The 18,365-nt window shown below is 40.1% G+C and carries 13 protein-coding genes and 2 pseudogenes; 4 read left to right on the top strand and 11 right to left on the bottom strand.

All coding sequences use genetic code 11. The features are described 5' to 3' along the window. Window positions 1–679: 679 nt before the first annotated feature. The 3 genes and pseudogenes from ACFIJL_RS03525 to rpmE form a co-directional block, all read right to left on the bottom strand. Window positions 680–926, bottom strand: a pseudogene (locus ACFIJL_RS03525) (ABC transporter); the annotation flags it as partial. Window positions 927–1,189: 263 nt separating this feature from the next. Beyond that, window positions 1,190–1,371, bottom strand: a pseudogene (locus tag ACFIJL_RS03520) (ATP-binding cassette domain-containing protein); the annotation flags it as partial. A gap of 247 nt (window positions 1,372–1,618) precedes the next feature. Next, window positions 1,619–1,840: a 50S ribosomal protein L31 gene (gene rpmE / locus ACFIJL_RS03515; protein ID WP_005774581.1), complete on the bottom strand. Its 222-nt coding sequence runs from the start codon at window positions 1,838–1,840 to the stop codon at window positions 1,619–1,621. A gap of 186 nt (window positions 1,841–2,026) precedes the next feature. Here rpmE and ACFIJL_RS03510 point away from each other — a divergent pair, with 186 nt between their 5' ends. Then, window positions 2,027–3,817, top strand: a complete 1,791-nt coding sequence (locus tag ACFIJL_RS03510; protein ID WP_375622580.1) for an ABC transporter transmembrane domain-containing protein — start codon at window positions 2,027–2,029, stop codon at window positions 3,815–3,817. A 1,996-nt stretch (window positions 3,818–5,813) separates the two neighbouring features. On the opposite strand, the gene ACFIJL_RS03505 is transcribed toward ACFIJL_RS03510, so the two are convergent. The 5 genes from ACFIJL_RS03505 to tkt all read right to left on the bottom strand — a co-directional run bounded on the left by ACFIJL_RS03505 (window position 5,814) and on the right by tkt (window position 12,977). Then, on the bottom strand, window positions 5,814–6,155 hold the full coding sequence (locus ACFIJL_RS03505) for a hypothetical protein (protein ID WP_375622578.1): 342 nt from the start codon (window positions 6,153–6,155) through the stop codon (window positions 5,814–5,816). 756 nt (window positions 6,156–6,911) lie between these two features. Continuing rightward, window positions 6,912–7,943 (bottom strand): class I fructose-bisphosphate aldolase, encoded by a 1,032-nt coding sequence (locus tag ACFIJL_RS03500; RefSeq protein ID WP_375622576.1) that lies wholly within the window; start codon window positions 7,941–7,943, stop codon window positions 6,912–6,914. Between the two features lie 108 nt (window positions 7,944–8,051). Next, complete coding sequence (locus ACFIJL_RS03495; RefSeq protein ID WP_375622683.1) at window positions 8,052–9,245, bottom strand: phosphoglycerate kinase; 1,194 nt, start codon at window positions 9,243–9,245, stop codon at window positions 8,052–8,054. Window positions 9,246–9,760: 515 nt separating this feature from the next. Continuing rightward, on the bottom strand, window positions 9,761–10,768 hold the full coding sequence (gap, locus tag ACFIJL_RS03490; RefSeq protein ID WP_375622574.1) for a type I glyceraldehyde-3-phosphate dehydrogenase: 1,008 nt from the start codon (window positions 10,766–10,768) through the stop codon (window positions 9,761–9,763). 202 nt (window positions 10,769–10,970) lie between these two features. Further along, window positions 10,971–12,977 (bottom strand): transketolase, encoded by a 2,007-nt coding sequence (tkt, locus tag ACFIJL_RS03485; protein WP_375622572.1) that lies wholly within the window; start codon window positions 12,975–12,977, stop codon window positions 10,971–10,973. Window positions 12,978–13,311: 334 nt separating this feature from the next. Between tkt and ACFIJL_RS03480 the strand changes: the two genes are divergently transcribed. Both ACFIJL_RS03480 and ACFIJL_RS03475 read left to right on the top strand, forming a co-directional pair. Further along, on the top strand, window positions 13,312–13,587 hold the full coding sequence (locus ACFIJL_RS03480) for a DUF4164 domain-containing protein (RefSeq protein WP_005774573.1): 276 nt from the start codon (window positions 13,312–13,314) through the stop codon (window positions 13,585–13,587). A 12-nt stretch (window positions 13,588–13,599) separates the two neighbouring features. After that, the gene (locus ACFIJL_RS03475) at window positions 13,600–13,989 is read left to right on the top strand and encodes a cell division protein ZapA (RefSeq protein WP_375622569.1); all 390 of its coding nucleotides are present in this window, start codon (window positions 13,600–13,602) and stop codon (window positions 13,987–13,989) included. Between the two features lie 614 nt (window positions 13,990–14,603). On the opposite strand, the gene ACFIJL_RS03470 is transcribed toward ACFIJL_RS03475, so the two are convergent. From ACFIJL_RS03470 to ACFIJL_RS03460, 3 genes are all read right to left on the bottom strand, one after another. Next, window positions 14,604–14,768 (bottom strand): hypothetical protein, encoded by a 165-nt coding sequence (locus tag ACFIJL_RS03470; protein ID WP_375622567.1) that lies wholly within the window; start codon window positions 14,766–14,768, stop codon window positions 14,604–14,606. A 694-nt stretch (window positions 14,769–15,462) separates the two neighbouring features. Continuing rightward, window positions 15,463–16,899 (bottom strand): pyruvate kinase, encoded by a 1,437-nt coding sequence (gene pyk, locus ACFIJL_RS03465; protein ID WP_375622565.1) that lies wholly within the window; start codon window positions 16,897–16,899, stop codon window positions 15,463–15,465. Next, entirely contained in the window at window positions 16,896–17,384 is a 489-nt protein-coding gene (locus ACFIJL_RS03460; RefSeq protein ID WP_375622563.1) for a DUF1036 domain-containing protein, read from the bottom strand. Before ACFIJL_RS03460 ends, pyk begins: the two co-directional genes overlap by 4 nt. Window positions 17,385–17,647: 263 nt before the next feature. On the opposite strand from ACFIJL_RS03460, the gene ACFIJL_RS03455 reads away from it, so the two are divergent. Continuing rightward, a complete protein-coding gene (locus ACFIJL_RS03455; protein ID WP_005774567.1) occupies window positions 17,648–17,908 on the top strand; it encodes a DUF2312 domain-containing protein in 261 nt (86 codons plus the stop codon). Window positions 17,909–18,365 lie beyond the last annotated feature (457 nt).

Below are 18,365 nucleotides of genomic sequence, written 5' to 3'. Positions count from 1 at the left end.
TACTGCTCTAATGATTTATGCACTTTTAAGAAGAGCTTTATAATTCTTAAAATGCACTCCCACAATATTGGTTCAAAGTACTCAAAAGCCTAACACAGCAAAACATGGCTGCGTGCTCACCTTGTTTTATAAAATTGATAAAAAGCGTCTTTCTACTCATTTATCGGCTCTTTTTTAGTAAAGCGACATCATCATACACTTTCCTAATCCCCTCAATATTACTACAGCCCCTAAAACTTGGGACGCTTCATGAAGAGGACTTATTCTTTCTTTAAGTATTTTTACTTCACGCGAGCTCTCTCTGCTTGCAGCATGCAAGAGACATGGTTTTGACTAATGCAACATAACCAAATTTGAAACGAGAAATTCCATGTAAGATCTTTCATGAAAAACAATGAGTTATCATTATAAATCAACGTGACAGTGCTGTTATGAAGAGAACTCCTCGCTCATCTTAATAGTCCATAGCGATTTAACTGGATATCGTTTTATATTCTATACACAGAAGTGTCTTTATAAAAATACTTCATCTCAGGCAAAAAAAAAGAACAGCCTATTAAAAAAGAAAAACATCTCAATGCTTGCCTTTCTTTTTTCCATGAGAGTTTCAAATTGATAAGCCTGTCTGAAAAGAGTACTGTTTATGCCCTTAAAAATACTGCTCTTGTATCAAGATCACTTACTCAGATGAGAATTGCAGTTTAGCCAAATGCGCATAAACATTATTTTTTATAATGAGTTGTGTGTTCCTTCTTCCACGAGAGCGCCTTTATCCATCACGAGAATACGATCTGCTTTTAAAATTGTTGCCAAACGATGGGCAATGACCAAGGTTGTATGATTTGCATCAATCCTTCTAAGGCATTTTGCACCAACTTTTCACTGTTTGCATCTAAAGAAAATGTTGCTTCATCAAGCAGTAAAAGTTTGATTTATAATAATAATTCATTGTTTTGTATGTTGAATGAGAATCCCGAATACCGTAAGATTCTCTCATTTCAAACCTGTTCCATGGTGAACCAATCAAAACCATGTCTTTTGCACGTACCAAGCGGAGAGAGCCCGCGTGAATAAAAAAACTATTAAGAAAGGACTTAAAATGCCTATAATAAATCATCTCAAATGCCAAGGGCTGTAGCAACATCCACGAGTTGGCAGATATAATGATGGTGCCGGCTTGCAACAAGAGGGGTGCATTTCTTAAAATCGCCCGTGCAATATCAATGCGTTGTTTTTGCCCCCAGAAAGCATAGTACCACGTTCTTCTACTTGCGTATCAAAGACGTTTGGTAAAGCTTGAATAAATTCAAATACATTGGCAGCTTTAGAAGCGGAAAATACTTCCTCTCCATGGATATGTTCAGTTCCAAAAAAAAGAAGAAAAGTTTGCAATTATTTTATTTCAAGTCTTTATACTCTAGGGAAGAAAGGATTTATGCGTATATTTCAAAATGATTTTTGAATTTAAAAAACGCAACCACAATGATTTATAGACCCATCTGTTTATGTCGGATGCGTTTTTGAATTAATATTTAAAGTGCACTCTTTGATAGGATCAAAAACTCATCGTTTGCAATCGTTTTGTTTAAAACCCTTGTACCCCATAAAGAGGAGGCTTTTACATGCCAATATTACCAAAACGATTTTTGAATTTAGAAAGACGACCACCACGATCTACGAGCGTTTGGGAGCCACCTGTCCATGCCGGATGCGTTCTTGGATCAATATCTAGATTAAGAGTATCGCCTTCTTTTCCCCAAGTAGAGCGCGTCGTATATTGGGTTCCATCCGTCATAACAACGGTAATTTTGTGATAGTTGGGGTGAATATTCGCTTTCATGCGTCAAACCTTTTGCGTTTATAGAATGAAATAGCACTTGCTTGTTTTTTTAAGTGCACTTCCTTTGTCTTTTTGATACATTGATTAAAGTATTTATTCCTATAACTGAGCACGCATCAAAAAACAAGTGTTCAAGATACATCATTGTATCAAGTGTTACAAATCCAATACAGTGAGCAAAATTTTATGACATTACGTTCTCGTTCAGAAAAATCGACAAAGTCTTCCCCTAAGAAATCTTCATTCTCTTCGCTTGCAATTTTTGTTCCTTATCTTTTGCGCTATCGTTGGTTGTTTATCTTTGCTTTTCTAGCGTTATCTGTTGCTGCTCTTGTCACATTAGCTTTGCCTGTGGCTATCCGCCAAATGTTTGATCATGGGTTTTCTACTTCAAGCCATGGACATATCAATTTTTACTTTGGAATTTTGTTTATCTTAGCCTTGTTTCTCGCATTTGCTTCAGCAGCCCGTTATTACTGTGTTATCACCTTGGGAGAACGGATTGTTGCCGATTTACGGCGTGATGTGTTTGTCCATATTATGAAACTTTCTCCTGCTTTTTTTGATCGGTCACATTCAGGAGAGATTGTTTCAAGGCTTCTAACAGATACCACACAAATAAAATTAGCTGTGGGCTCTACCGCCTCTACCGCTTTGCGTCAGCTGATTATCGTGATCGGAGCCGTCGTGATGATGGTGATCACCAATGCTAAATTGTCTTTGTTGGTTTTAGCAGCTATTCCTGTTGTGGCCATTCCCTTGGTAGTCTTTGGACGTAAAGTTCGCTCTCGTACCCGCGCGGCGCAAGATCGTCTCGCAGATGCCAATGCTGTTGCTACAGAGCAGGTAAGCGCTATTCGCACTGTGCAAGCTTTTACCGCTGAAAAACTCGTTACAATACGTTTTTCACAATTGATAGAACGTGCTTTTCAAACAGCACGTGCTTCTGTAATCTTGCGCTCCTTTTTTACGGGGTTTGCAATTTTTTTGGTTTTTAGCAGTGTGGTTGCTGTTTTATGGATTGGATCGCGCGATGTTTTGAATGGAACGATGACAGGAGGGACATTAGGGCAATTTGTCCTTTATGCGGTTTTTGGAGCTTCTACTTTTGCGCAATTATCGGAACTTGGGGCAGAATTAATCCAAGCAGCAGGCGCTGCTGAACGGCTTGCCGAATTATTACAAGAACAACCTACTATTGTAGCTCCTAAAAATCCTTTATCATTAGAGCAACCTGTTCGAGGTGAACTTGTTTTTGATCAGGTTGATTTTACCTACCCTTCTAGACCACAAGAGAAGGTTTTACGCTCGCTTTCATTTTCTGTAAAAGCAGGCGAAACGGTTGCTTTTGTTGGGGCTTCTGGAGCAGGAAAAAGCAGCATTTTTTCTTTGATCCTTCGTTTTTATGATCCGACAAATGGAACAATTCGGTTGGATGGCATGGAAATTAATCGCCTTTCTTTACAAGATTTACGCAGCGCAATTTCCTATGTTCCACAAGATGTCGCCATTTTTGATGGAACATTGCGTGATAATATTATTTTTGGAACTGAAAATACCCATGAAGAGGAAATCCTTGCTGCCGCTAAAGCGGCTAATGCATTTGAATTTATTCAAGCTTTACCAGATGGCTTGGATACGCAAGTAGGAGAACGCGGTACCATGCTTTCTGGGGGACAAAAACAACGCATTGGTATTGCGCGGGCAATTTTAAGAAATGCACCCCTGTTGCTGCTTGATGAAGCAACATCTGCTTTAGATGCAAACAGTGAAAAGTTGGTGCAAGACGCCTTAGAAGGGTTGATGCAAAACCGCACAACCTTGGTCATTGCACATCGTTTGGCAACAATTTTAAAAGCAGATCGCATTCTTGTTATGGATAAAGGCGCCCTTGTGGAAGAAGGAACCCATGCCGAACTTGTGGCAAAAAATGGCGTTTATGCTTACCTCGCAAAATTGCAATTTTCACCTGAGTGAGTGATCTTGATACAAGAGCAGTACTTGGGCGTGAATACCGCGCTTTACAGGTAGAGAATTATTAATTTAAGGGCTCATGGAAAAAAGAGGGAAAAAAATTGAGTTTTTTTCTTTTAAAGTCTTAACGGGTTGTTCTTTTTTCTGCGCAAGATGGAGCATTTTTATAAAGACACTTCTGTGTACAGAATATAAAATAATACCCAGTTAAATCTCTATGGGCTATTAAGATGTGCAAGGAGTTCTCTTCATAACAGCACTGTCACGTTGATTTATAAGGATAATTCATTGTTTTTCATGAAAGATCATGAATACCATAGGATTTTCTCATGTCAAACCCTCATAGTGAGTCAAACAAAATCTCTTGGCTTGCACATCACAAGCAGAGTTGGCGTGTGGAGTAAAACGGTACAAAAAAGGAATGAAATACCTCCCTTGCCCCTTTACGTTCTAAGGGCTGTCAAAACATTGGGGCGCTGACAAAAGAGTATACGCTGGCAAAAAGTATAATGGTGCTCGCTTTCTTGAAGCCTTTATGCGGGCTCACTTGATAGGCTCTAGGGACACAAGCTCTATCCTAAAGACTGACCACACTCTTTAAAAAACTGAATATTAAAATTTTTTCATGCCCTCTCTCACCGCTCTAAACAATAGTGTTTACCGAAAATCATGACAAATTGTAACTCACAAATACGCTTCTCTCTATTGCAAGAGTATCCTTTTATGCTCTTTCAAAAACACGAACACTTTTTGAATATTGTTTGCAGATCCGTCTTATTGAAAAAGAGCAAAGACTTTTTTAGCACTTTTGGGCTTCTTATAACTTTTGTATGAGCGCGTATAAGCAACAGCTTTTATAATAAACTGGCTTTTGGCAAAATTGTAAAATTTTATCAAATTTATTGTTTTTAAATATCACCACGACTACTGTTCTGCTCTTGCAGACACGCAACCTCAAAACACTTTCTCTTTGCTCATAAATTGTCTCTCCAGCTCTCTCTTTCAGGCATAGCCCATAAAAATAAGGATAGAGTACTTCGATTGAACACCATCTTCTCACCCCCTCCAAGCCCCATATATTTTACAGCTCTCAATTTTATAGCATCCCCTGTCGTGCTTTAAGAAGGCATTTTAACGATGATAAGAACATGTACAAAGAGGATATATCTTTAGGGTATTTATGTTTTAAAGCTTGCACGAAATCGTAATTTTTTTGTATAGCGAGTCAAGCATATGCAGAACTGACACCCTAACCATTTCAAACCATTCAGCTGTTTCAGGAACAGATAAGCCAAGTTCTACGATTATATCTTCAACCACGAATTCACCGAAGTACGGAGGATTTTCACCATTTTTTAGCGCTCCCTCTTCAGTGATCCTCTCGATAATTAACTCATTCAGCATCTATACCAGCAAAGCGAAATATTACGTGCTAATTTTCCTTTACATTCATTAGCCAAGCCCCCTCAAAATGACCTTTTAGTGAATAGAGCTAAAAGGATAAGTCTTCAAAACCATTTGGTAACTATATCAAGAGCACCTAAAATACGCCTTAGTTTCTAAGATAGGCAACTTCCCCCCTTTATCGTATCAGTCTTGTAGAACTTTAAACCCTTTACCTTCAAATCAAAAAATTATAATTGGATTATATTGCATAAAGATGCTTTTTCTCATTTTTCCATTTAACACACGATAAAGTACAATTTAGGCACGATGAGAAGCTTGCCCCTTATATCATGATTTCAGAACCACATGAGAAGAATAAAAGATGATGTGGCTTAATAAGAGAGTTTGTTCATAAGCCGTTTTTCTGTCTTAAGGTCAAGGATGCCGATAGGCGCAACTTGTAAAGGGTTGCCTTGAGGCTTAAGGACCCAAAGCTTGTTAGTCCCTTCATTAAAAGCGGGTCTGATGTCATTATTTTGGAAAGCAATTATTAAGAATTTGAGAGGCAGACAGCCTCTCATTTTGATTTGTATGCAAACGAATTGCACCCTATTTATTCAGGGAGAATAAGAACATACCCAGGAGGTGCTAAACGGAATAAGAGAGCATCGTAACCCCACGCAGCAGACAGGCAGCAAATAGAAGAAACGCCTTCAGCAATTGCCATGAGTAATGCGAACGATATACCGGCTTCATCTGCTGTTGCGTCACGGCGTTGTAAGTAGTATCCGACAAAAAAGAAAAAGCACCCTATTCCACTCACCGACCCAAAGACTTTTAATGCGGTATGAACCGGTCCACGTATGTTGAGCAAGATAATAAAAATTATGAAAGTAAATACTGTAAAGATCCCTTCGAATACCCCACGCACCATATTGCACAATTTTCGCATCATAATTGCAGAAAAGCTCTGTTCTGCGTATCGATTTTTTCTTTTGATGCTTGTATTCTTAGAAGATATACTGTTATTTTTAGAAGATATACCGTCCACAACTCCCCCCGTTTTAAGCCAAGATGCTATGAAGTTAGTTATCTTTAATTATATCATCAAAAAATACAAGAAAAATTTATCCATTTTAACGAAAAAATAGGTGTTTTATTGAGGTGCAAATCTATTTTCTTTCGCAAGAGTTATTCAATTCGTTCGTCAATAGAAAAACTACCCCCATTGAAGAGGAAGCTATCTTGACGCAGAAAAGCTTCATAAGCTGTATTCCAATCCGCTCAGAAATCGCAACTCTCTAATCTACCCGCTTAATCCACCTTTGAAACTGCAATCAAATGAATTCTGCCGATGACAAGCAATGATAACATGAAAAAGAAAAAATATCACAATATCAAACTCTTCAATACAGTATGAGCTTTATGATTTTCACGCAAAAAGTAAGTACCACCTCATGAACGACACCATACTAAAGTGCTGTGCATTCACAAATTTCCTAGCATTATCTCCCCTTCTCGAAATTGCACCTCTCCCGCAATTTTATCTCTCGATAGCACCCATTAAAGACTTTTAAAAGGTCCAAGGAAAAAACTCTCTGAGAAAGCTTTCAAGCCTAAAATGCCCCCGCCATTTTTATCATGATGAGGGCACAAAAAATCACGCAGAAATATGAAAAATCTCTCCGCATTTAAAAACAGGGCTTGTGCTTCAATCGCACGCTTTTTCTTGTTCTTTTGTCCATTGTCCCAAAGCCGCAAGATGATTCATCCGAGCCCGATGACGAAATGCCTTCTGTGCAACAGCAATATTCTCATCTTTTCCAGCCCATGCTTTTAAGGCAGCTGCTTGCAATGCGCGTCCATAGGAAAAGGTCAATTTCCAAGGCAATGCGCCCAAAGAATTCATAGCAGATAAATGCGCCGTTGCTTCCTGATCAGACTGTCCTCCAGAAAGAAAAGCAATTCCAGGAACAGCAGCAGGAACAGTCTGTTTAAGCACTTGGACAGTCTTTTCAGCAACTTCTTCAACAGAAGCCTTGCGAGCATCCTTTCCATCAATCACCATATTGGGTTTTAAAATCATCCCCTCCAAAAGAACACGAGCTTCAAACAATTCTTTAAAGACAGCCTGCAAAACAGTGCGTGTCACCTCAAAGCAGCGTGTAATTGAATGCCCACACGATGGTCCATCCATCAACACTTCCGGTTCAACAATGGGCACAATATCGAACTCCTGACATAAGGCAGCATAGCGTGCAAGAGCTTGTGCATTTTGTCTTATGGCGCCTCTTGTTGGCAAAGTGTGTTCATCAATAGCAATTACCGCACGCCATTTAGCAAAACGTGCTCCCAAAGCATAATAGTCTTTTAGCCGCTCACGAAGACCATCCAACCCTTCGGTAATTGTTTCTTGGGGAAAAGCAGCCAAGGCTTTTGCACCGGTATCAACTTTAATCCCTGGCAAAGCGCCTGAATCCCGAATAAGATCCGTCAACATTTTCCCAGTTGATGCTTTTTGCCGAATGGTTTCATCAAATAAAATAACCCCAGAGATGGCGTTTTCCATCGCTTCTTTTGTACTAAAAAGCATTTCACGATAAGCACGGCGCTTATCTTCATTGGATTCAACACCAATGCTTTCAAAACGCTTTCCAATGGTCGCCGTACTTTCATCTGCCGCCAAAATACCTTTACCCGCATGCACCAAAGCAAGTGCAATATCTTCAAGCCGTTCATTCATAAAAAATTCCTCTTTACTTTGTCTTAATTTCTAAAAATGCGCAACACTATCAAAACACTCTACACGACCGTATAGTTTTTCTTTAACCTTCCCCTTCAAAGAAGCCCTTTAAGCCTGCATGAGGGCAAGAATACCAGGAAGGGTCTTTCCTTCCATCCATTCCAAAAAAGCTCCTCCAGCAGTTGAGAGATAAGTAAAATCATTGGCAACACCGGCATGATTAAGAGCAAAAACCGTATCGCCTCCACCCGCAATTGAAACCAACTTTCCCGTCAAACTACGTTCTGCTGCATGGCGTGCAACGGCAATGGTTCCCTTATCAAAAGGAGGCATCTCAAAAACACCAAGGGGTCCATTCCACACAAGAGTAGCAGCTTCCTCTATCGCAGCATTGATATGCGCAATAGAGCGCGTCCCAATATCCAATATCATGCCATCTTGTGGAATATCTTCAATGTCATAAAGACGATGCGGTGCATCTTTTTCAAAACGAAATCCCACGACAGCATCCTGAGGGAGCAGAAGCGTACAGTGACACTCTTGTGCTTTTTTAATAATTTTTTTTATTGTTTCCATCAATGCATGTTCACACAGAGACTTTCCTACATGGACACCTTGCGCAGCTAAAAAACTGTTAGCCATCCCCCCACCAATAATCAAAGAGTCAACTTTTTCCACCAAATGATTGAGCACAAAAAGCTTACTAGAAACCTTTGCTCCTCCCACAAGGGCAACCACAGGACGTGCTGGATTGCCAAGTCCTTTTTCTAATGCCTGCAACTCATATTGCAAAGAGCGTCCTGCATAAGAAGGCAACAAATGCGTTATTCCCTCTACCGAAGCATGAGCACGATGAGAAACTGAAAAAGCATCATTAACATAAAGATCGCCATGATGGGCTAAAGCCTCAGCAAAAGAACAATCATTCTTTTCTTCACCAGCATGAAAACGAACATTTTCAAGCAGTAAAACACCACCATTTTGTAATGACTCAACTGCAACCTGCACCGCCGAACCGATACAGTCCGGAGCAAAAGCAACCGGCTGATTAATGATCTTTTCCAGCACTTGCACAACAGGACGGAGTGAAAACTCTTGCTCTACCTTTCCTTTGGGGCGACCACAATGAGAAAGCAGAATAAGTTTAGCACCACACTTTTGTAGCTCAACGAGTGTCTCTTTATGTCGCACAAGACGCGTCTCATCGCATACCTTACCTTGCGCCATAGGAACATTAAAATCTACGCGCACCAGAACACGTTTACCCAAAACATCAACATCATCAAGTGTACGAAACCCCATCACTGCTTCCTCTTCACTTTCCATTGTTTCAAATAAAAACGCATCCAATAACCCTGCCTACTTTTCTTTCCACTTATCTCCCTCTTTGCTTTTACAAGAGATCCACGACAGCCTATCTCTCACCCTTTGCTTAATAAAAATCCAAAGCTTTTATCGTCAAATGTACAAAAGCCCACCATCACTCTTAATCTTCATATTCCATTGTGGCAAACAAATGCATTGGCTCAACTTGATCTCTATTAAAGCTTCCTTTTACTTCTAGGAAAAAGAGTTTACATCTCCTGTTTTCTAACGTTTTCTCAAAAGGTATCTCGTTCAGATCTTACTTTTTAAAAGTTTACTCTTTCATACAGCTTTTAAAAGCACGTATTGACACAGTATTAAAACAAAACACATCATCAATGTTTCAATAGCCTCTTCTCTCTAGCGCATGAGAACAACAGCCTCTAACTGTTTTTCTCAAAATTGCACAAAAATGAGACTTTTCCCTATAAAAAGAGGACCCTGAGGTCCTCTTATATTGTCTGAGCAAAAGCTACAGCAGTATCACTCATACGATTAGAAAAGCCCCACTCATTATCATACCAAACCAGAACGCGACAGAACTTACCATCAATCACTTTGGTTTGATCATTGTGGAAAATAGCTGAATGAGGATTATGATTAAAATCACAACTCACGAGCTTTTCTTCTGTCGTGTCCAAAACGCCCTTCAGATGCCCTTGTGCAGCAGTAGCAATAGCTGTATTAATTTCTTCGATTGTTGTGGAACGCTTAGCGATAAATGTCAAATCAACGACAGAAACATTAGGGGTCGGAACACGAATCGATACACCATCAAGCAATCCCTTTAATTCTGGCAAGACCAATCCCACAGCTTTTGCCGCTCCTGTTGAAGTAGGAATCATAGAAAGAGCTGCCGCACGTGCACGATAAAGATCCCGATGCATTGTATCCAATACAGGTTGATCCCCCGTATAAGAATGGATTGTTGTCATAAAGCCCTTTTCAATACCCACTGTGTTATGCAAAACTTGTGCAACAGGCGCCAAACAATTGGTTGTACAAGAAGCATTTGAAACAACGCGATGCTCGCTGCTTAAAGATTGATGATTAACCCCATAGACAACCGTAAGATCTGCTCCTTCAGAAGGCGCAGAAATAAGAACACGCTTTGCCCCCGCATCTAAATGAGCACTTGCTTTATCACGTGCCGTAAAAATACCCGTACATTCCAAAGCAATATCGATATCCAAATCTTTCCAAGGCAATTGAGCAGGATCACGCTCTGCGCATACCTTTATTAAACCACCCCCTACATCAATAGCATCCCCTACCACCTTAACGATCCCAGGGAAACGCCCATGAACTGAATCATAGCGTAATAAATGGGCATTTGTTTCCACCGATCCCAAATCATTAATTGCAACCACTTCAATATCTTGTCGTCCACTTTCCACAAGTGCACGTAAAATATTGCGACCAATACGACCAAACCCATTAATTGCAACACGAACTGTCATTTCACATGTTTCCTCATCAATTTTTTAAGCACAACATTTAAAACACAATAAATGGGTATTTCACCAATCCAAAATCATTAATTCCTATAACGTCAATATCTTGATCACTCACTCACTTATCCACAGTAATGCACAAGATCATCCACAACACTGTACAAAATAGATGCCTACGACCAACCCCACTCATGACAACATAAAGCTGTCATTTTGTACTTTGCTCTTTGATCTTTTCCAGCTCTTTTTCAACGGTGGCAACGACATTTTCCCAAGTAATATTAAAATGCGCATAAAGAGCATCAATCGTTCCACTTGCTCCAAAGCCATCCATGCCAATAAAGATACCATCACAGCCAATAAAACGGTCCCATCCTTGCCGAACAGCGGCCTCAATGGCAACTTTAATCGGCGCCTCTCCAATAAGAGCACGCTGATAAGAGAGAGATTGTTGAGAAAAAAGTTCAAAACAAGGCACTGACACAACACGCGTTGGGATGCCTTTTTCTTCTAACACCGCATGTGCCTCCACTGCAATTTGCAATTCTGAACCAGAAGCAAACAGCGTCACTTGTGCATCATCGCTAGCTGTTAGGAATTCATAAGCACCAAGCATACAGAGATTTTCTTCTTCATACTCTTGACGCAAAAGCGGTAGATTTTGTCGGCTCAAAGCCAAGGTAGAAGGCATCCCGCGTGCTTTCAAAGCCAATTGCCAACACTCAACTGTCTCCATAGCATCGGCAGGACGAAACACAAAATGATTAGGCATTGCACGCAGGCAAGCCAAATGCTCCACGGGTTGATGGGTCGGACCATCCTCACCAAGACCAATAGAATCATGAGTCATGACATAAATCACCCGCAACCCCATGAGAGAAGACAAACGCATAGCAGGACGCATATAGTCAGAAAAGCATAAAAAGGTTCCCCCATAAGGAATAAAGCCGCCATAAAGGGCAAGACCATTCATCACAGCTCCCATTGCATGTTCGCGAATTCCATAATGCAGATAGCGCCCTGAAAAATCTTCAGCAGAGATACTTTTCATCTGGCTGCTTTTTGTATTATTAGATCCGGTTAAATCAGCCGAACCACCAATAGTCTCAACAACGACCTCATTGATCACTTCAAGAGCCATTTCCGAAGCTTTACGCGTAGCAACAACGGGGCGCTCTTCAACCAATTTCTGTTTATAAGCATCGACAGCGCTATCAAATCCGCCCACGAGATCGCCCCGCATCAATCGTTCAAATTCCACACGCTCTGAAACAGGAAGATCAGCAAATTTTGCTTCCCACTTTTGGCGTTTTTTAGCAGCATTGAGACTAGCCAAGCGCCAATTATCGAGAATATCGGCTGGAATAACGAAAGGCTCAGCATCCCACCCTAAAGCAATACGGGTTTCAGCAATTTCTCGTGCTCCTAAAGGGGCTCCATGAACTTTGTTGGTACCCGCTTTATTTGGTGCTCCAAAGCCAATTGTTGTTTTACAAGCGATCAAAGTTGGTTTATCGGAATTTTGTGCCGCCTCAATAGCCCGCGCAATTGCTGCTTGATCATGCCCATTGACTTTATGTGTCTCCCACCCAGATGCCTTAAAACGCGCAATCTGATCTGTACTGTCAGCAAGGGAAATCTCTCCATCGATAGAAATATTATTATCGTCCCACAACACAATAAGCTTATTGAGTTTCAAATGACCGGCAAGGGAAAGTGCTTCTTGAGATATCCCTTCCATAAGGCATCCATCGCCCACCAACGCATAGGTGTAATGGTTGATAAGATCACCAAAACGGGCATTTTGCAAACGCTCTCCAAGAGCCATCCCCACGGCATTCGCCAACCCTTGTCCGAGAGGACCAGTCGTTGTTTCGATTCCTGCCACATGCCCATATTCTGGATGCCCAGCAAGCTTTGCTCCTAATTGGCGAAAATTTTTGAGATCTTCAATGCCAATATCTTCATAACCAGAAAGATACAAGAGAGCATAAAGCAACATAGACCCATGTCCTGCTGATAACACAAAACGATCACGGTTAGGCCAACGAGGTTTCGTGGGGTCATGAGCAAGGAATTTTGTATAAAGAACCGTAGCAATATCGGCTGCTCCCATTGGCAAGCCCGGATGACCAGAATTTGCTTTTTCAATCGCATCAATAGCAAGAAAACGGATAGCATTGGCCATCTGATTCTGTTGGTGGGTGTTTGTCATGAATAATCGACCATTTCGTTAAATACGTTATTCTGTTGCTTTTTCCGTATTCTCTTAAAATTCTCAAGAAATACTATTTTCTAACCATTAGCGTGAGACTTTTTGCCACCACTTCAATAATATTAATAACATTCCCCTCACGCGTTCTGTATATCCATGTCATTTATGCCAATACGCGCAAAAAATCCAGCTTTTAATTTATATCTATCCCCTGCTTTGCTTGCTAAAATATCCTACATACTTAAAAATAAAATGCACACAACACAAGAGTGAAAGTGATTCGTTTTTGCATAACACATTGATAAAGGATACAATTACCCAAAGGATAAAAGCAATGAACCAAGAGACTACAGTTCTACAAGATGCTTTAGAGCACCTAGAAAAGGCACTTAGAACTTTAGAGATCACCATAATAAACCGCAATGCCGTTATTGATAAAAATAACGAATGGGAAGAAGAAATCCAACGAATGAATGCTGACCGCAGCCATCTTGCCCAAGCGCTTGACAAAGCTGAAGCCCAAATTGAACGCTTAGAGTCCGTAAACAAAGAAGTTTCCAAACGTCTTATTAAAGCAATGGAAACAATTCGTGTTGTCATTGATAGATAAAGGTTTGAATGTATGGAAACTGTTTCCGTTACCATTGATGGTAAAGTTTATCGCATGGCTTGTGACAAAGGACAAGAACGTCGTCTTATTGCGCTTGCTGCTCAATTGGATCAATATATCACACATTTAAAGAACAATTTTGGTGAAATTGGCGACCATCGTTTATCGGTTATGGCCGGCATAATGATTATCGATGAAATGGAAGAGATAAAACGAGAAAATAAAAAATTACAAGAAGACTACAATGCTCTTTTACGACTCCACAACGAAAGAGACCGCACCATGGGGAAAATTATGCGTGACACCACACAACGCATTGAAAATCTCACCAACCAATTGCTCAAAGATGATCAAAACTGCACAAACCTTCAAGAACAAGAACAGGAACAGGAAGATTTCTAAAAAGTACATCAGCGCATAATAAACCAGAGATTTGACTTGTCCGCCACATCTCACAGGATAAAAATCTTAAACCCACACCAGTGTGTAAACAGTCTGGTTTTTTATAGGAAGGATTCCAGCTACTCACGACTTATGGGATTAACTTAAACCTCAACAAGAAAGCCCTACCCTGAATATTTCACCTCCGCACAAACGCTTCCTATATCAAGGAGACTGCCTTATATCACCACATTTCAAATGAGATGTCTTTTAACCGCGCAATAAGATAACAAAATCAACATCATTGTAAAAAAAATCATATAAATGACAACAGCAACAAACAAATAAAGCATCCTCAAAGAAAAAGAGCTATATTCATGTTCCCTATGAATGCATACCCCAAAATCCTTGCCCCTAGATAATATCAAGCAGATTCAATATATATTAAAATATAACCTTATCTATTATACTGTAAAACACCGCTATTTTATAATAAGTACTATGCAGTCTCTGCCCTGAAATATCCAACAGACGAGCCCCCCAAGAAGAACCATATTGTGTACAAATCAGCGTGGGTTTTAGAATTTTCATCCTTGAGAGTAGAAAAAAAGCCAGACCAAAAGATTATGTTAATCTCATACAACTTCAAACATCACAAACAACAGTAATAGTTTTTGCAAACATTCTCGACCGCCATCTTTATCCTGATAACACAACACTCTACCCCTCTCCTCCCCCTCAAAACCTCCACACCTATGAAAGTGGAAACCAGCACCATCATACACTTTACCAGCCCTCATTGTTGCGACAGTCCTTGGCACTAAAACGATTCATAATTGGTACAGTTTTACCCGCAAGGCACACCCGCTATTGCCCACCCATTTATGACGTGCAAGTGAAGAGTTATCATTGACTCAACATGAACAAGTTTCAAATGAGAGAATCTTACGATATTGGGGTTCTAATTCAAATTGAACAATGCTATATTATCATTATAAATCAATATGTTGCAAATGCTTCGACAAAGCATATTTTAAAAACACATTCACCCATCACTTTTTCTCATAACATACCAGTACGATTTTTTAGGCACATAATTTTAACTTTATTCAATTCTGTTTGCAAAAGTTTAAAATGGGAAAAATTTCAAGGCTCTTATCCAAAAAGCGAAAGAATGAACTCTCATTATCAATAAACATCTCGCTCGTATAAACATCAATAAAGCATCCCCAATCTGTCTCAATGAAATAAAAGGGGGGCTCCCATTAAATGCCCTACCGTAAAAGCAGCTTCCTCAGAACTAAAACAAAATCAACAGACAACATCACCGCATCTGCTTCCATCCCCAAACTGGACGACCTAACGCAATACCTTTCTATCTTAGGATAGGAGATAAAAGAATAATGGGTCTATGGAGGCATTCACAAGAGGCGCACACCCGTTGTTTTTAAAGCCTGTTCAAAGGCGCATGAAAAAACACCATGCGTAAACGGCTCAAATCCCTTTCGTTCCATCTTGGGAGACAGAAGCAATACGCAAGAGATTTGTCGCACCAGGCGTTCCAAGGGGAACACCAGCTGTCACAAGGAAACGATCCCCTCCTTGGCAAAAGCCTTCCTGAAATGCAATGGCTGCTGCTCGATCAACCATATCCTCTAAACTCCGTGCATCTTGCGTGACCACACAATGAAGCCCCCAAACTAAAGCCAAACGCCGTGCTGTTTCCACAATGGGCGATAAAGCAATAATTGGTCTATTAGGGCGTTCACGAGAGGCGCGCACCCCCGTTGTTCCTGAAGCCGTATAAGCAACGATAGCGGATAGCGCAAGTGTTTCAGCAATCTGACGCGCAGCAAGAGAAATCGCATCCGTTCCAGTTGATTCTGGTGCAGGATGTTGTGCCCCAACCTGAGCGGCATAAGTGTGATCTTGCTCAATTTGCCGCGCGATTCGGTCCATCATAAGCACAGCTTCTTCAGGATAACGACCAGAAGCAGATTCAGCAGACAACATCACCGAATCCGCTCCTGCATAAACGGCTGTAGCAACATCTGAGACTTCTGCGCGTGTGGGAACAGGAGATGTGATCATTGATTCGAGCATTTGTGTTGCCACCACAACCGGTTTTCCAGCTAAACGACAAGCTTTTATCAACTCCATCTGAAGTGCAGGAATCCTTTCCAGAGGCATTTCCACACCGAGATCACCCCGTGCAATCATAATCCCATCGGAAATTTCAATAATCTTCTCTATATGCTCCAAGGCTTGAGGCTTTTCGATTTTAGCCATCAAAGACACCTTGTTTTTCGTCAACTGACGCACCGCTATAATATCTTCTGGACATTGAATAAAAGAAAGCGCAACCCAATCAACAGGCTGCTGTAAAAGAGCCTGAAGATCCTCCTTATCTTTTGACGTCATCGAATCAAAAGGCAAAATTGTATCGGGAAAACTGACACCCTTTCGATCAGAAATACGGCTACCAGCAACCACGCGACACTGTACAAAGTGATCATCACAAACTTGCGCACGCAGTTCCACCCTTCCATCATCAATCAACAACCGGTCCCCTGGTTTAACAGCCGAAAATACATCCTCATGAGGGAAAAAAACACGCTGCGCATCGCCAAGAACATCGCGATTATCTAATGTAAAGCTTTGCCCAACACGCAAATCTTCTTGCCCCTTAGCAAAACGCCCCACACGCAGTTTTGGCCCCTGAAGATCCACCAAAATACCAATGGGGCGTCGAACTGTTTTTTCAACTTCTCGTATAGACTCGACCAAATCACCCAGCATATCACGATCAGTATGGCTCATATTAAGACGAAAAACGTCTGCTCCTGCCCTAAAAAGCTTCTCAATCATCAAACGAGAAAAAGAAGAAGGACCAAGAGTCGCAATAATTTTTACTTTACGTGCACGTTTCACGGTGGAGAATTTCCTGAAAGAGAAGGTATAACTGAATTGTTTAACAAAGACTCATCCGTCAACTGTACCATCCAACTGGTTTGATTTCCGGTATCGATCTCTTTAAATTCAGCCTTTTGATATCCTCGAGGGAAACAATCATGAACCCCTTGAATAGTAAATTGGCTATCTTGCACACACATGGTCACAGAGCCTGCCCAGTTCCCTTTTTTTTGTGCCCCTTCCGCATAAAAATAATAAAACCGTGAAGCAAGAGGCCCCTCAATTAAAGTTTTACACTCCGTCACTGGTACCGTCCACCAGCCTTCGCTCACCCATCCTGAAAATGTACGATATCCAAGAGCAACCCCTACAGACTGCTGGGTTGTATTACAAACTCTAAAGTCAGCTTTTGCAAAAACAACAAAGGGAAACAAGAGCAAAATGCTCAAGAGAAAAACTTTTAATCCTTTCTGAAACACCCAATATCGCTTTTTTAAAATCACAAAACTTCCTCTATAATGCCAAATTCTCAAAACAAATTACACATTTCTTTTTTTTAAAGCTTTTCAAATCTAAAACGTATATTTTTATATTTTTCTTTTTATAGCCCTTTTATCAATGCATATATCTTAAAAATTTTACAAAATATTTAAAGTCAATTTGTAAAAAAGCTGTGTAGCTTGATTTACTTTTTATTTTCAAGCTTTTTTAACACAAATTCGTCGTCGAAAAACAACTTAAAATATATAACCTGGAGAAAAATACAATGAACGATACAGTAACCGATCAAACACACGCTATATCCGTAAACCAATTACGCTCTTTTATCGAACGTATTGAACGGCTAGAAGAAGAGAAAAAAACCATTTCTGATGATATTAAAGACGTTTACACTGAACTTAAAGGCTCTGGTTTCGATAGTAAAGCTGTTCGAAGCATTATACGGCTGCGTAAAAAAGAAGAACATGAACGAATGGAAGAAGAAGCAATCATTGAGCTTTATAAAAATGCGCTTGGTATGAATTAAAACCATTGATAACGTTGGAAATTTTTTTAAGAAAAGAAAATGCAAAAAACAAATGGCAAAAAACAAATGAATGTATAAAATTTTACCCAATAATAAGCAGTTTGTGTAACTTGTAACGAGACTATCGGTCACAGAATACACAATATTGCAACAGCCCTCACATTTAAAAGGATTTATACAGAGAATTTTTATTCTTATTCTTCAATCATTGTTTATCCACATAAACCCTCACTTGTATGCCAATCTATGCCAACTCAGTTTGTGATGTGCAAGAGAGGTGTTTTTATGATTAAACATCAATAAATTTGAAGTGAGAAAGTCTTCCGATATTGAGGACTCTCTTAAAATTAAAAAAATGAGTTATGATGATAAATCAATTTCTTATCTACGAAAAGAAACATATGAAAATAGTCAGCCGTTGAAATCCGCTAAACGAGAGTCTGAACTGTTTACAAAA

Origin of the sequence: Bartonella sp. TT119HLJHH (assembly GCF_042193385.1) — a bacterium.
Taxonomy (GTDB): Bacteria; Pseudomonadota; Alphaproteobacteria; order Rhizobiales; family Rhizobiaceae; genus Bartonella.
This window is presented reverse-complemented; position numbering and strand designations above follow the sequence as displayed.